This window comes from Paenibacillus residui (assembly GCF_042677205.1).
GTDB lineage: Bacteria > Bacillota > Bacilli > Paenibacillales > NBRC-103111 > Paenibacillus_L > Paenibacillus_L residui.
Window position 1 is genome coordinate 1 of sequence record NZ_JBHTIU010000029.1, and the last position, 14,791, is coordinate 14,791.

Annotated in this window: 11 protein-coding genes and 1 tRNA gene; 2 read left to right on the plus strand and 10 right to left on the minus strand. The window is 48.3% G+C overall.

The window, feature by feature from the left end; genetic code table 11:
- Window positions 1–106: 106 nt before the first annotated feature.
- The 4 genes from ACFQ03_RS09630 to lonB form a co-directional block, all read right to left on the minus strand.
- Entirely contained in the window at window positions 107–697 is a 591-nt protein-coding gene (locus ACFQ03_RS09630) for a non-ribosomal peptide synthetase module (protein WP_144938829.1), read from the minus strand.
- 392 nt (window positions 698–1,089) lie between these two features.
- Entirely contained in the window at window positions 1,090–1,701 is a 612-nt protein-coding gene (gene yihA / locus ACFQ03_RS09635; RefSeq protein WP_379287770.1) for a ribosome biogenesis GTP-binding protein YihA/YsxC, read from the minus strand.
- A complete protein-coding gene (gene lon / locus ACFQ03_RS09640; protein WP_379287772.1) occupies window positions 1,701–4,049 on the minus strand; it encodes an endopeptidase La in 2,349 nt (782 codons plus the stop codon). The genes yihA and lon overlap by 1 nt, the downstream gene beginning before the upstream one ends.
- A gap of 176 nt (window positions 4,050–4,225) precedes the next feature.
- On the minus strand, window positions 4,226–5,938 hold the full coding sequence (lonB, locus tag ACFQ03_RS09645) for an ATP-dependent protease LonB (protein ID WP_379287774.1): 1,713 nt from the start codon (window positions 5,936–5,938) through the stop codon (window positions 4,226–4,228).
- A 186-nt stretch (window positions 5,939–6,124) separates the two neighbouring features.
- On the opposite strand from lonB, the gene ACFQ03_RS09650 reads away from it, so the two are divergent.
- Entirely contained in the window at window positions 6,125–6,811 is a 687-nt protein-coding gene (locus ACFQ03_RS09650; RefSeq protein WP_144938841.1) for an N-acetylmuramoyl-L-alanine amidase family protein, read from the plus strand.
- Between the two features lie 520 nt (window positions 6,812–7,331).
- Here the strand turns inward: ACFQ03_RS09650 and ispG are convergent.
- From ispG to ACFQ03_RS09675, 5 genes are all read right to left on the minus strand, one after another.
- Window positions 7,332–8,429 (minus strand): flavodoxin-dependent (E)-4-hydroxy-3-methylbut-2-enyl-diphosphate synthase, encoded by a 1,098-nt coding sequence (ispG, locus tag ACFQ03_RS09655; protein WP_379287776.1) that lies wholly within the window; start codon window positions 8,427–8,429, stop codon window positions 7,332–7,334.
- A 90-nt stretch (window positions 8,430–8,519) separates the two neighbouring features.
- Window positions 8,520–9,773: an ATP-dependent protease ATP-binding subunit ClpX gene (gene clpX, locus ACFQ03_RS09660; RefSeq protein WP_144938847.1), complete on the minus strand. Its 1,254-nt coding sequence runs from the start codon at window positions 9,771–9,773 to the stop codon at window positions 8,520–8,522.
- A gap of 19 nt (window positions 9,774–9,792) precedes the next feature.
- Window positions 9,793–10,377 (minus strand): ATP-dependent Clp endopeptidase proteolytic subunit ClpP, encoded by a 585-nt coding sequence (clpP, locus tag ACFQ03_RS09665; RefSeq protein WP_144938850.1) that lies wholly within the window; start codon window positions 10,375–10,377, stop codon window positions 9,793–9,795.
- A gap of 288 nt (window positions 10,378–10,665) precedes the next feature.
- Window positions 10,666–11,967: a trigger factor gene (tig, locus tag ACFQ03_RS09670; RefSeq protein ID WP_379287779.1), complete on the minus strand. Its 1,302-nt coding sequence runs from the start codon at window positions 11,965–11,967 to the stop codon at window positions 10,666–10,668.
- A gap of 97 nt (window positions 11,968–12,064) precedes the next feature.
- Complete coding sequence (locus ACFQ03_RS09675) at window positions 12,065–12,883, minus strand: hypothetical protein (RefSeq protein WP_225312623.1); 819 nt, start codon at window positions 12,881–12,883, stop codon at window positions 12,065–12,067.
- 260 nt (window positions 12,884–13,143) lie between these two features.
- On the opposite strand from ACFQ03_RS09675, the gene ACFQ03_RS09680 reads away from it, so the two are divergent.
- Window positions 13,144–13,220: transfer RNA gene (locus ACFQ03_RS09680), tRNA-Arg, on the plus strand.
- A 543-nt stretch (window positions 13,221–13,763) separates the two neighbouring features.
- Here the strand turns inward: ACFQ03_RS09680 and ACFQ03_RS09685 are convergent.
- Window positions 13,764–14,516, minus strand: coding sequence for a DUF1266 domain-containing protein (locus tag ACFQ03_RS09685; RefSeq protein ID WP_144941967.1), 753 nt, complete (start codon window positions 14,514–14,516; stop codon window positions 13,764–13,766).
- Window positions 14,517–14,791 lie beyond the last annotated feature (275 nt).

Sequence of the window (14,791 nt, forward strand, 5' to 3'; positions counted from 1 at the left end):
AATATTTCTTATCCATCGTCCCGATGGATAACCCTACCAGCTTACACAAACTTCTTGACGCTACCCAGGCCCCATGCATATAATGCTATGTTAATCTGTCATGGAATCATGCCTCTAGTACAAACAGACGATGGGTCATCCGGCTCAGCTTACGGTCGATATGCTCGCGGATTTCACGCTCCGGGGTCGCGTTGCGCAAATCCAGCAGCTGATTAATCTGAGCGTAGAGGCTGGCAATTTCCTTCTCCGGCTCCTTGTTCTGGAACAGCCGTTCCAACTGACCCAATGTATCTTTGTACTCATAGACAAGCTTGTGTTTAGATCCTTTGACTTCGATAATCTTAACGACATTCCCTTGATGATAATGATAAACCATAGTAAAGCTGGAATAATATCTGTTGACGATAGCGTCCCCTTTGAACCGGGAGACCGCTCTTCGCATCAGGTTGGCTAAATTCGGACTTGTCAGCTTACAGGAACCGCGGCAAATGAAGCCATTCGCATCGCGTTCAAAGGTGAGGATGACTTCTTCCCCCGACGCATCGTCATGAAGCACCACGTTCTGGCTTCCATTATCCAGAACCATAACGTGAAGTGTGGCCTTATGTTCCTGGAACAATCGGATGAAATCGGTCATTTCGGCTTCTGATAATTTCAGGCAGGTCTTGACGTATTCAGTCGCTAACCTATGAGCCATAAAAACCCCTCGATTCTTTAGTTTACCACATCGGAACACCGTTCCTGGATGAACTTGTTCCGCTTGGCCTTGCAAGCTGTCGCCATGAATGGATTGACGACTTGGATGATATTCCTTGCACATCGTACATTATTAGTATACTACATCAAACTCACTTATTCCTCCCTAATTTTTTAGTCATAGGGCCATTTTTCTTAAAAAACCGCTCTAATTCAAAAAGAAAAACAGGGAATTCAGTAATCCTTCCCTGTTCTTCGCTTATTCTCGCTTATCGAACGGCATCCAATAAATAATTCCATAAATTTTTGTTAGAGCCTTGGAGTTTGAAGTTACAAGAAGTAACGGCCTTCGCAGTCCGTATCCAAAGACGTTTCTCGATGAAATATAAGAACCTACTCTCCGGCGCTTTCCGGGCCTGGTATTTCTCCATACTGTTTAATGATAGACCATAGCTCGTCTTTGCCCTGCCCGGTTTCCGAAGAGAACAAAACAAGTTCGTCCGTCTTGTCCATACGAAGAGCTTCCCTGATGATTTTCACATGCTTCTGCCATTTCCCCTTAGGAACCTTATCCGCCTTCGTAGTCACGACGCATACCGGCAGCTCGTTATATTTGAGCCATTCAAACATGGCCTGGTCATCTTTAGTGGGCGGATGGCGCAGGTCGATCAGATGGAGCAGAAGCTTGAGATGCTCCCGCTCCAGAATGTACTGTTCAATAAATTTCCCCCATACGGCTCGCATGGATTTGGACACTTGGGCGTAACCATAGCCTGGCAAATCAACAAAATATAAGTCCTGATTAATTTTATAATAATTCAAGGTTTGAGTTTTGCCCGGCTTCGAGCTGGTCCTGGCTAAATTCTTGCGGTCGATCATCCGGTTGATTAAAGAGGATTTACCCACGTTGGATCGCCCTGCCAGAGCGATTTCCGGCAGAGCGTCCTGGGGATATTGCGCGGGACCGACCGCACTGATGACAAATTCCGCTTGCTTGACTTTCATTAAGGCTGCACCTGCTTTCCTGCAAGCACAGGCCGAACCAATGCTTCATCCAGCACCTGATCCATATGCGAAACGGGAATAAAGCGCAGATCCTCCCGCACACTCTCGGGAATTTCCTGAATATCCTTCTCGTTATCTTTAGGCATCAGGACGGTTGTAATTCCGGCACGGTGGGCTGCCAGCGCCTTCTCTTTAAGCCCCCCGATGGGCAGCACCCGGCCCCGCAGTGTAATCTCGCCGGTCATCGCAACCTGGCGGGAAACAGGAATATTCGTAAGCGCCGATATTAAGGAAGTGGCTATAGTAATTCCGGCTGAAGGTCCGTCCTTCGGGATCGCCCCTTCCGGAACATGGATATGAATATCGTTCTTCTCATGAAAATCAGGCGCAATCTGAAGTTCTTCCGCGCGTGAGCGAGTGTAGCTGAAAGCGGCCTGGGCGGATTCCTTCATAACATCTCCAAGTTTACCGGTCAGTGTCAGCTTTCCTTTCCCCGGCATGACGCTGACCTCTATCATGAGGGTATCCCCGCCGACCTCGGTCCAAGCCAGGCCCGTTGCCGCACCAATCTGATCCTGCTCCTCTGCAACCCCAAAGCGGAATTTAGGCGGCCCGAGGAAATCCTTCAGATTCTCCGCCGTCACCGTTATCTTCTCCGCTTCTTTGGAAACAATTCTCTTGGCCGATTTACGGCACAGGCTGGCCAATTGCTGCTCCATATTTCGGACCCCGGATTCCCGTGTATATAAACGGATAACACTCTGCAGCGCTTCTTCCTCGACCGTTAATTGCCCCGGCTCCAGACCATGCTCCCGTTCTTGCTTCGGCAGCAAATAGCGCTTCGCAATCTGCAGCTTCTCTATTTCGGTATAGCCCGGAATGTAAAGCACTTCCATCCGGTCCAGTAGAGGCCTCGGAATATTATGCACCGCATTAGCGGTAGTGACGAACATAACGTTAGTTAAATCGAAAGGAAGCTCTATATAGTGGTCGCTAAAGGTGTTGTTTTGTTCCGGGTCCAGCACCTCCAGCAGAGCGGAGGCGGGATCCCCGCGAAAGTCCATCGACATCTTGTCGATTTCGTCTAACAGGAAGACCGGGTTATTGGTTCCGGCGGATTTCATCCCCTGGATGATCCTCCCCGGCATGGCTCCTACATAGGTGCGCCGGTGCCCGCGGATTTCCGCTTCGTCGCGTACGCCGCCAAGCGAGATACGAACGAATTCCCGGCCAAGAGAACGGGCAATGGAACGGGCAATGGATGTCTTCCCGACTCCGGGAGGTCCGACAAAACAAAGAATCGGCCCCTTCAGTTTCTTGACCAAATTTTGCACGGCCAGATACTCCAGCACGCGCTCCTTCGGTTTCTCCAGCCCGAAATGATCCTCGTTGAGGATTTGTTCTGCTTTCTCTATATCGAGATCGTCCTCCGTCTGTTTAGCCCACGGCAATGCCAGAAGCCAATCGATATAGTTGCGGATGACCCCACCCTCGGCTGAGGTGGAGGGCATTTTCTCCAAACGATCGATTTCTTTACTGATTTTATCCTTGACCTGATCCGGCATTTCCGTCTCGGCCAATTGGGCCCTTAACTCCTCTACTTCACCCGCGCGTCCTTCCTTATCGCCAAGCTCCTTCTGGATCGCCTTCATTTGCTCGCGAAGGTAATATTCCTTCTGAGTTTTTTCCATCTGCTTCTTGACGCGCTGGCTGATTTTGCGCTCCAGCTCGAGCACTTCCCGCTCGTTATTCAATATATCGAGAAGCTTCTCCATTCTCTCCCGGACATCGATCGTTTCCAAAATTTCTTGCTTATCTTTAATTTTGAGAGATAGATGACTGCAGATCACATCCGCCAGTCTGCCCGGCTCCTCAATGTCTGAGACGGCCGCCAAGGTTTCAGGCGTCACCTTCTTGGACAGATGAATATAATGCTCAAATTGGTTGAGCAAGGTGCGCATCAAAGCATTAATTTCAGGATCCGGAACAAGCTGTTCCGGCAATTCCTTAATTTGCACCTCATAATATTCGGATGTGGATACGTAATCGATGATTTCTGCCCGGACCATTCCTTCTACCAATACCCGGATCGTGCCGTTAGGAAGCTTCAGCATCTGTCTGACTTTAGAAACGGTGCCGATTCGATATATATCTTCCATGGCCGGCTCTTCAATGTTCACTTCCGATTGAGAACACAGGAGAATCAAACTGTCGTCGACCATGGCTTTATCCAACGCTTTCACGGACTTCTCCCGTCCGACATCCAAATGCAGAACCATGCTTGGATAGACAAGCAGTCCGCGTAATGGGAGCAAAGGCATAGAACGTACCTTTGATTTATTCCCCATCTACAGCACCTCCGATGAACTCTGTCTTTTTCGCTGTGTGCAATCCATTTTATCAAAAGTTATTTCAAAACACCAATTTCAGCGACTTTTCTCCTCCGGGTAGGCCCGCCGTCAAAAAGACACGGCAACGGCCGGCACGCACAGGCCAGCCATTGCCGCTCTATCGGACTTGCAGTTTAAGTCGGCCTATTTACTGGATTGGCATGAAGATAAGGAAGCGGGGAGGCGACCAGCACATCTTTGGAGGCTGCGGAATTGCCCTCTTCGGCCGCCGTCATGTCTATTCCGATCGCTAACTGCAGCGTTTCCTCAATAGTATGGACGGGAATAACCTTCACACCCTCCAGATTGGCAAACAGATCCTGCCAATTCTCCGCCGGTATGATCACTCGATGAGCGCCGGCCTGAAAGGCAGCCTCGACTTTGGCCACCACTCCTCCTACCGGCTTGACGCTGCCGTGAATGCTGACTTCCCCTGTCATAGCCAGCTTGGGATCAACCGGTATTTGCAGCATGGCGGATACAATCGCCGTGGCCATGGATACTCCCGCGGAAGGTCCGTCGATAGGCGTTCCTCCCGGGAAATTGATATGCATATCATAATCCTGAGGGCGGAATCCGAGCCTCTTGAGCACAGTCAGCACATTTTCTACTGAACCGCGCGCCATGCTTTTGCGCCGCAATGTTTTGGAGCTGTTTCCCATCTCTTCCTCGTCTACTACCCCAGTAATGTTAAAGCTTCCCGTCCCCGGCTCCGCCGGAATAGCCGATACTTCAATTTCCAGTACCGCTCCCAAATTCGGTCCGTAGACAGCCAAGCCGTTAACAAGGCCAACTCTCGCTTCTTCGGACACCTTCTTGTCCGGACGCGGGGGAATTTGGCTGCTGTTCACTACCCATTCCACATCGGCCGCTGTAATTTCATGCCTGTTATCCGTCATTGCCAGTCCTGCCGCCAACTGAATGATATTGACGGCCTCACGTCCATTCGTCGCATAGCGCTTAACGACTTCAACCGCTTCGTGGTTTTCCGGCAAGCCTATTTTTCTGATCGCATTCACCGCGATTTGCCCTATTTCGTCCGGGATAAGCGGGCGGAAGAAGATTTCCATACAGCGGGAGCGGATCGCAGGAGGGATTTCCTGCGGAGTCCTGGTCGTAGCCCCCACCAAACGAAAGTCCGCCGGCAGCCCGTTCTGAAAAATATCATGGATATAACTCGGAATATTCGAATCCTCCGAATTGTAATAGGCGCTTTCCAAAAATACTTTGCGGTCTTCCAGTACCTTTAACAGTTTATTCATTTGAATCGGATGCAGTTCCCCGATTTCATCAATGAAGAGAATCCCCCCGTGGGCTTTGGTGACTGCTCCGGGCTTGGGCTGGGGAATTCCCGCCACTCCCATCGCACCCGCCCCTTGATAGATCGGATCATGTACAGAACCGATCAGCGGGTCGGCGATGCCCCGTTCGTCAAAACGGGCGGTAGTCGCGTCGATTTCCGTAAACTTGGCATCCTGCCTGAAAGGGGAATAGGGGTTAGCTTTGGCTTCCTCAAGAACGACTCTCGCAGCCGCCGTTTTCCCTACCCCAGGCGGTCCATAAATGATGACATGCTGAGGGTTAGGACCGCATAAGGCCGCCTTTAATGCTTTGAGCCCATCCTTCTGTCCGACAATGTCGTCCATTTTGGACGGTCTCGTCTTTTCGGCCAATGGCTTGGACAAGGAAATCGTCCTCATTTTTCTAAGCTTCTCCACTTCCTTCTTCGATTCCCGGTCCACTGCGGTTCGGTTGCTCTGCTGGTTCCTCAGCAAATTCCAGAAATACAATCCTATAATGACCGCAAAAAATAATTGGATCAGCATCAGTATCCAACTTAAACTCATAGGTTACCTCCGTCCTTTCGAACATTTCGATTATGCTCATAGTATTGCCGTTCAGAGTTCGTCATAGTCCTTTCTGAGGGCAAAGTTTTTTGTTCGAAGAATGAAATGGGCGGGGGTGCCTAAAACTAAGATTAATCAAAATCCAAATAAGCCATAGCTTATCCCCGAAAGGAGACTTAGAAACCAATGCCTTTATATTTGCTGCCACTTCTGGCCTTATTGCAATGGTTCTCCTTAACAAACGCGGAGGCGCCCGTTCCCTCCTCCAATTCCCCGCTGCTTCCCCGCACCGATGTGCTGATCGATGTAGGGCATGGAGGAATAGATGGAGGCACCTCTCACGGCTCATTACTTGAAAAGGATATCAATCTTCAACTGGCGCGTCATTTGTACAGTATTTTGCAGGAGAAAAATTATAATGTCGCCATCAACCGAATAGGTGATTATGCGCTGAGTGATGATAACCGCTTTCCGAAGGTGCATTCCCGCCATAGACGAGATCTGATTCAACGTAAGGAAATTGCCAGCCGGCTCAAGCCCAAAATCATGGTCAGCATCCATGTCAATTGGTCCAAGCGGTCTTCACAATCCGGAGGAATTGTTCTGCATCAGAAAAGCGAAGAAAGCAAACAGCTCGCCCACTCTATCCAAAGGTCGCTTAACGAATTGTATAACCGAGATCATTCCACAGCTATAGGCAGAACTTACTTTCTCCTGAATCAGAGTAAATGCCCTACAGTCATTGTCGAAATGGGATTCATCTCCAACGACTCAGACCGTAAACGTCTTACAGATCCCAAGCTTCAGCGGGAGCTCGCGGCTGCCGTAGCAGAAGGGATCGAACAATATATGAACACAAATCCTGGCCGGTAATGAGAATCCTTCTATTTTTCATTTTCTGCTGGTGCCGGCAAATGTAAGGGCGCGTCTAACTGGATTTCATACAGCTAGTTTGCTCCTTTGGAGCGGAAGACGGAAACTACCTTGAAAATCCGTCTATTTTACCGTCTGCAGGCATCGTTGCAAGCGGAGCGGCACGTCTAACTGTATTTGGTACAGGTAGATTCAAGCGAATGGGCGAAAATGATCAAACTAACTGGAGAAACTACAGTTAAAATGGGCAACTTTGGGCGAAACGGCTGTTTTGGCGCAAACTAACTGTAGGTTTTCCAGTTAGTTTCCATATTTCTTCCGAATATAGAAATCTAACTGTATGAAATCCATTTAGTTTTCAATTTCCATTTATATATAATTTCACCAATAAAATCAAAACCGATTTTCTCTATATCAAAAAATCCCGGCCGCTTAATACAGGACCGGGACAAATGCTTTTAACGCATATATTTTTATCGGATGACTTATCTTCACCTTGTTCGAGCAATTGTAATAAAAATTAATGCTTGCGTCCGGGGATAACCCCGGTTTCCTCATAAACGGCAACGATATGATCAATTTCTTTCTTCAGTTCGCTGACGAGCTCCGCCTCAGGAACCTTGCGTACGACTTCTCCATAGCGGAATAGCAAGCCTTCCCCGCGGGCGCCGGCAATACCGATATCCGCTTCACGAGCCTCCCCTGGCCCATTTACAGCACAGCCCAGCACCGATACTTTAATCGGCACCTTAAGCTTGGAAATATACTCTTCCACTTCATTCGCGATGGAGACAAGGTCTATGTCAATCCGCCCGCAGGTCGGGCAGGAGACAAGAGTCGCCGCATTGGAAATCAGACCGAACGTCTTCAGCAGTTCTCTGGCAACCTTCACTTCCTCCACCGGATCGGCGCTTAATGAAATGCGGACGGTAGAACCGATTCCCATCGACAGCAAAGCTCCAATCCCTGCCGAGCTTTTGATCGTTCCTGTATGAAGCGTGCCTGATTCCGTTATTCCTAAATGGAGCGGGTAACGGATCACTTCGGCCGCTTTGGAATAAGCTTCAATCGCCATCGGAACATCGGAGGCTTTAAGCGAGACGATAATATCGTGGAAATCCAGCTCTTCCAGAATTCCAATATGGAAAAGGGCGCTCTCAACCATCGCCTCCGCTGTAGGATAACCGTATTTCTCCAGCAGATGCCGTTCCAGAGAACCGGCATTCACCCCGATACGGATCGGGATTCCCCGTGCCTGACAAGCCTTCACTACTTCCTGAACTCTCTCCCGCTTACCGATATTGCCGGGATTGATTCTAACCTTGTCGATCCCGTTCTCAATCGCCTTCAAGGCAAGCCGGTAGTCGAAATGAATATCTGCAACAAGCGGGATGCTGATCTGTTTCTTGATCTCCTTAATGGCATCTGCCGCTTCCTGGTTATTCACAGTAACCCGGACTAACTGGCATCCGGCCTCTTCCAGCCGATGAATTTCGGCAACGGTCGCCTTCACGTCGGCCGTCTTGGTCGTGCACATGCTCTGAATGATAACCTCATTATTCCCGCCGATCGTTAAATCCCCTACCCGGACGGGAACGGTCTCCGTACGATGGTACATAATTCTTCTCTCCCATGACGGCAAATATCCTCCCGAGCAGTCCGATATCGGACTGCCTAAGAGGATGATCGGCCGGAAAATAGTTGCTTGTTATGCACTTTCTTCCTTTTTCTTATCATCTTTGGTCGTGAGCATCGGAGCAATCTTCTCCTCCACGACTTCTTTGGTCACCGTGCAATTGCGCACATCCGTCCTGGATGGGATGTCATACATAACATCGAGCATAATCCGCTCCAGAATGGCACGCAGACCACGGGCTCCTGTGCTCCGTTTGATCGCTTCTTTGGCGATGGCCTCTAGTGCATCCGCTTCGAATTCCAGAGCTACGTTATCCAGCTCCAGCATCTTCTGGTACTGCTTAACCAGTGCGTTCTTCGGCTCCGACAGAATGCGGACAAGCGCATTCTCATCCAGAGGCTCCAGCGTGGAGATTACCGGAAGACGACCGATAAATTCCGGGATAAGCCCGAATTTAAGCAGGTCCTCAGGCAGAACCATGGATAAATATTCTCCCGGCTTCAGATCTGCCTTGATGCCATCCGTACCGAATCCGATCACCTTCTTGCCGATTCTGCGCTTGATGATCGATTCCAGACCGTCGAAGGCCCCGCCGCAAATAAACAGGATGTTCGTCGTATCGATTTGGATGAACTCCTGATGCGGATGCTTTCGGCCGCCTTGCGGAGGAACGGAAGCTACCGTACCTTCCAAAATTTTCAGCAGTGCCTGCTGTACCCCTTCACCGGAAACGTCTCTGGTAATGGACGGATTCTCCGATTTACGGGCGACTTTATCGATTTCATCGATGTAGATAATGCCTCGCTCGGCTTTCTCCACGTCGTAATCCGCAGCCTGAATAAGCTTGAGCAGAATATTCTCAACGTCTTCGCCGACATAACCGGCCTCGGTCAAAGAAGTCGCGTCGGCTATAGCAAACGGTACGTTCAATATCTTCGCCAATGTCTGTGCTAAAAGCGTCTTCCCGCTTCCCGTCGGGCCAAGCAGTAAAATATTGCTCTTCTGCAGCTCCACATCTTCAATCTTGCTCTGGGAGTTGATGCGCTTGTAATGATTATATACTGCGACAGACAGAGATTTCTTGGCCTGATCCTGCCCTATGACATACTGATCGAGAATGTTGCGGATGTCCTTAGGCTTCGGAATGTCCTTGAGATCGATCTCTTCCTCATGCCCTAGCTCCTCTTCCACAATCTCCGTGCACAGCTCGATGCACTCATCACAAATATATACGCCAGGACCGGCCACCAGCTTGCGAACCTGGTCTTGGGATTTACCACAGAACGAACACTTCAGTTGACCTTTTTCTTCATTAAATTTAAACATGGCTTCACCCCTATTCCTTTCAGATCGTTCTGGTAATCACTTGATCGATGAGCCCGTACTCCTTAGCTTCCTCGGCGCTCATGAAGAAATCCCGGTCGGTGTCCCGCTCTATGACTTCAATCGGTTGTCCCGTGCGTTCTACATAAATCTGATTCAACCGCTGCCGGGTACGAATAATCCAGTCGGCATGAATCTTAATATCGGAAGCTTGCCCTCTGACCCCGCCAAGAGGTTGATGGATCATCACTTCGCTGTTCGGAAGGGCAAACCGCTTGCCCGGAGCCCCGGCTGTTAATAGAAGGGAGCCCATACTTGCCGCCATTCCAACACAAATGGTCGACACGTCCGGCTTGATGTGCTGCATCGTATCATAGATCCCCATGCCGGCCGTCACCGAACCGCCAGGAGAATTGATGTACAAGTGAATGTCTTTCTCGGAATCTTGAGCAGCCAGAAACAGCAGCTGGGCTATAACCAAATTGGCAACATCATCATCTATGGCGCTACCAATAAAAACAATCCGGTCCTTTAACAGGCGCGAATAAATGTCATAGGAACGTTCTCCGCGATTTTCCTGTTCGACGACCATGGGTATTAAGGCCATGTGGGGATCCCTCCTACTCCTTGATTAAAGCAAAATGAACCGGTCTGAAACAGCCTTTCAGTCCACCTTCATTTTATCATGTTTAACGTATTGTGTCATATTTACACTATCCTATGCAACCCTTCATTAACGTTCCGGTTAAACGCCTTGGCATGCATTAACTTATTCCTGAACAGGGGCATCTAGAGCAATCGGAAAGTCGGTTCATCTTCTTCATAATGAACTTAAACTTTCCGATGTGGTAAAACAAAGGCACGTAACTAGACGCGCCTCTGACTAGACTATGTTTTAGCTTGCAGCAGGAACCGACTTGCTGTTATCCACTAGGAAATCAATTGTTTTGCGGATGCTGATATCCTTGCCCATATTTTCCAAGGTTCCGTTCGCTTCCAGAATGCTCCGGATTTCTTCCGTCGTCCTCTGGTAAGTCTTGGCCATGTTCTCGAGCTCTGTGTTGATTTCCTCTTCACTGGCTTCAATGTTCTCGGCTTTGGCAATGGCCTCGAGCACCAGATTGTTGCGAACCCGCTTCTCTGCATCTCCGCGCATTTGCTCCCGAAGCGCTTCTTCGTTCTGACCGGAGAATTGGAAGTACAGCTCCAGATTCATCCCCTGCATTCTCAAACGATCTTCGAAATCTTTAAGCATGGTTTCCACTTCGTTATCGATCATGACAGAAGGAATGTCCACCTCTGCCGCCTCCGAAGCTTTGTTCACCAATTCTTCCTGAATTTGCGCTTTGTTGGCTTGCTCTTTTCTTTCCGCAAGCTTGCGGCTCAGGTCTTCTTTAAACTCATCCAACGTCTCAAACTCGCTCACATCTTTAGCGAACTCATCATCCAGCTCAGGCAGATTCTTGCGCTTGATCTCATGAAGCTTCACCTTAAACAGGGCCGGCTTTCCTTTCAGATCCTCTACATGGTACTCCTCAGGGAAAGTAACCTCGATGTCCTTCTCTTCTTCCTTAGCCATTCCCACGATCTGAGCTTCGAAGCCCGGGATAAAGCTGTTAGAGCCAAGCTCCAAGGAATACTTCTCGGCCTTGCCGCCTTCGAAAGCTTCGCCGTCGACAAAACCTTCAAAATCGATGACGACCATGTCGCCGTCTTCCGCCGTGCCCTCTTCCACAACAATAAGCTCGGCATGACGCTGCTGCAGTCGTTTCAGCTCGGCATCCATCTCTTCTTCCGTAACTTCGGAGCTGCGTTCCGTAACTTCCAATCCCTTGTATTCGCCAAGCGATACTTCAGGCTTCACTTCCACTTTGGCTTTAAATTTCAGAGCCTGTCCCTTGCCGATTTCTTCAATATCGACTTCCGGACGGTCAATCGGTTCGATTCCAGTTTCCTTCACGGCCTGTATGTAGGCTTCGGGAAGCAGAATATCTAATGCGTCCTGATACAGGGCTTCGGCCCCGAACCGTTTTTCGAAGATCGCGCGCGGAACTTTTCCTTTGCGGAATCCCGGAACGTTAACTTTTCCAACTACTTTCTTAAATGCTTTATCCAATGCGGCGTCAAATTGTTCCGCTTCGACTTCGACGGTAAGAACGCCTTGGTTCTTCTCTATTTTTTCCCAGCTTGCTTTCATTTTATGCTTTCCCCTCCAAAAATGTACCTAACTTTTTCACGTTTCAGCTTACATAACCATTTCATTATATCATAAAACCTTTTCATTTCAAGAATAGCTATGAACGCGGAAAAACATCCCTTACAAAGCTTTTAAACATAGTAGTCGCCCGCGCCAGAGCGAACTTGAGCCTATCCGTCATCCCATACAGTTCCAGTATGTCCTCCTCATCGGGGGTGCCAACCATTGTTTCCTCCAGCACGAGATGAAAGGCGCAGGCCCACGCGTCCATCTGCTCCTCCGATAAGGACAGAAGCTCACGGTAAATGGAAGTTCCGTAAGCATAAGCGAGAAACTCCTGCCAGGTTTCCGAGGCAAAATACGCCAATACCGGATGCTTGGACTCGCTGAACGACAGAAATCTTTCTACAATAGAATAGGCTTCCTGAGGAAACTCTTGAAATGAGGGTGGAGTATCCTGGATATCCAGCACGATCTTCTCGCCAAGCTTCTCCAGCGTTACCGTCCCCCCTTCCCCCCTTCGTTTCAGTACCTGCAGAACCTTGAACTGAAGAATCGGAGGAAGCCTCGGGGAAACAAGCCAATTCTTGAGCGCTTCATTAATAGAAGGGTGATCCAGGCAGCTTAATTGCTCCAATGCAAGAGCTTGCTTGGCCAAGTTCGTCCCGTCCTGCAATATTTGCAGCAGTTCGTTAACGTAATTGGCGTTGTTCTTCTCTTTACCCGTCAACTGCCGGCGTCTTAATTCTTCTTCGCTGATGTCCTCTTCTTCCTCCGCGTATAGCTCTGGCTGCATCGTACGCAGCCAATCCAGTAGCGCCTGCCACTCCTCATTCGTCCTTGGGTCGCCGCTGTCACACTGTACTAAAAAATGGAGTAATTCTATCGCTTCGCGGTATCGCTCGGTCTCGAGCATCCGCGTCAATTCCATTTGGTAATAATCTATCGTTTTCGGAAATAAAACGACGTTATCCTTAGGTTTATCGGTTATTGCCTTCACCATCTTTCCATAATAAAGCTTTAGCTAGATACTATCGTTTTCGGAACAAAAATGCAAAAAAATGAGCCCAAAAAAATACGAAAAATACCTGTTGATTTTCTTTTGGTGCTGTGTTAATATTAATCATGTTTCGCGCTAAAAATGATTAACCGCCCTTGCAACAGTTTATTTATCAAGTCCCAGTAGCTCAGCTGGATAGAGCAACGGCCTTCTAAGCCGTGTGTCGGGGGTTCGAATCCCTCCTGGGACGCCATACTTAGATATCAAAGTCACCATGTTATGGTGGCTTTTCTTATTATTGTCCGCCCCACAAATCCTCTTTAGAAAAATTGTTGCATGTCGAGTCAGATTTTAAGCAATATCAATGAGGGTTTTGGCAATCCGGCTTCTTAAAAAAAATGGTGACGTATCTTTCAATCCCTTCAAGCCCGCCTTGCAGCGAGCTGCGCTAATGTAATTGGAATCCTCCTTATATTCGCCATCTCCCCCCTATCCCAATTTCGTTAAATTTTCAATGGTTTCGGGGTTAAATTCATAGTGATTATCTATTGGTGTATCAAAAAGTTAATGTTCTCAAACTTGATAATATTCCAATAGTCTCTCAATTATTAACCACAGTAGTATGCCTGCGTCGGAGTTAAGGCAGCCGCCTTCAACATTTACGCAAAAAAGAACCCAGAGGCTGCTTCCCCTGGGTTCTCAAGTTGGACATACTTTCACGTGCAACAAATGGAATTTTATGTAACCATTCGACTCATAGTATGTATACTATGATTGAAAGACCTCTACTTCCTGTTCAGGATCGCTTAATGCCAAATTCATTCCAGATCGAGTCCTTTTCCTCCAGCAATTCTTTTCCATTCCAAAGGATATCGTAAATGTCCCCTTCGTAAGCAATGGCTCGGCCAAATGCAAATGAAATAAAGTAATCCTTCCAGGATTGGAAAATATGGCTGGCGGAATCAGCAGCTCTCTTCATATAGCCCCATGCCTGTTCTTCGGTAATATAGCCCAGTATGCAGCTCCATCTTGCAATATTTACAGCCCGGTCAAAATCCCAGGCAGCAATCGTGTTCACCCGGTCAAAATCGGATTGCGTAAAGGAAAGCTTCTTCATCATCGCTTCTTGGGCGGATTCATAGCATTCCTGCGATTTGCCCACTTCCTCCTCTGTAAAAGACTGTCCAGCTTTCAACGCCATAAGAAGCTCATCATATTTCGCACGATGCCCTTCCGTAAGCAGCCATTCCAGGGTTTGTACAGCTTCTTCCCGATTACTAACGTCCCAGGCTGAAGAAAGGCCTTCCTTCAAAATTTCATGATCTATCTTTACCCGCAGTATCCGTGGCGACTCAGACCGGTAAAGAGCGAGATTGGCACCGTAGGCAAGCAAATGCTGTTTCTCCTTCGGTAAAGAATTAGCCATCTCCATTTCTTGTCGCATTTTCTTATTCTTTTTCTCAATTCGCTTGCTCGCTGTAATCAAACCCACAATAAGTAAAATCACAACGGCCACAATAATTCCCACAACAATTAGAAAAGTCTTCAAACCAGCATGTTCCTCTCCATGTTTTATTCGGCGCAGTTTAAATATACGTTTAAATATGAATACATGTTTGTTTTTTGTTAGCGTACTTTAATGTTTAACAAATCCCCCTTTCCATCGAACCCATCATCCAGATAAATGGGTAAACAATTTGGCAGCTTTAAAGCAGGGACTCTCCATTCGCAAATGTGCCAAACCAGCGGGCATTTCCGTACAGAAACCTTTACTTTGGCGATACAAAATTCTTCATGTGCTTGCTCTGGACAAGGATCAGTTCT

Excerpts from the sequence above, each read along its gene's own strand:
- ispG (WP_379287776.1), bottom strand. The coding sequence starts at position 8,429 with ATGTACCATCGTACGGAGACCGTTCCCGTCCGGGTAGGGGATTTAACG.
- yihA (WP_379287770.1), bottom strand. The coding sequence starts at position 1,701 with ATGAAAGTCAAGCAAGCGGAATTTGTCATCAGTGCGGTCGGTCCCGCG.
- clpX (WP_144938847.1), bottom strand. The coding sequence starts at position 9,773 with ATGTTTAAATTTAATGAAGAAAAAGGTCAACTGAAGTGTTCGTTCTGT.
- ACFQ03_RS09650 (WP_144938841.1), top strand. The coding sequence starts at position 6,125 with ATGCCTTTATATTTGCTGCCACTTCTGGCCTTATTGCAATGGTTCTCC.
- ACFQ03_RS09675 (WP_225312623.1), bottom strand. The coding sequence starts at position 12,883 with ATGCTCGAGACCGAGCGATACCGCGAAGCGATAGAATTACTCCATTTT.
- tig (WP_379287779.1), bottom strand. The coding sequence starts at position 11,967 with ATGAAAGCAAGCTGGGAAAAAATAGAGAAGAACCAAGGCGTTCTTACC.
- clpP (WP_144938850.1), bottom strand. The coding sequence starts at position 10,377 with ATGGCCTTAATACCCATGGTCGTCGAACAGGAAAATCGCGGAGAACGT.
- lon (WP_379287772.1), bottom strand. The coding sequence starts at position 4,049 with ATGGGGAATAAATCAAAGGTACGTTCTATGCCTTTGCTCCCATTACGC.
- ACFQ03_RS09630 (WP_144938829.1), bottom strand. The coding sequence starts at position 697 with ATGGCTCATAGGTTAGCGACTGAATACGTCAAGACCTGCCTGAAATTA.
- lonB (WP_379287774.1), bottom strand. The coding sequence starts at position 5,938 with ATGAGTTTAAGTTGGATACTGATGCTGATCCAATTATTTTTTGCGGTC.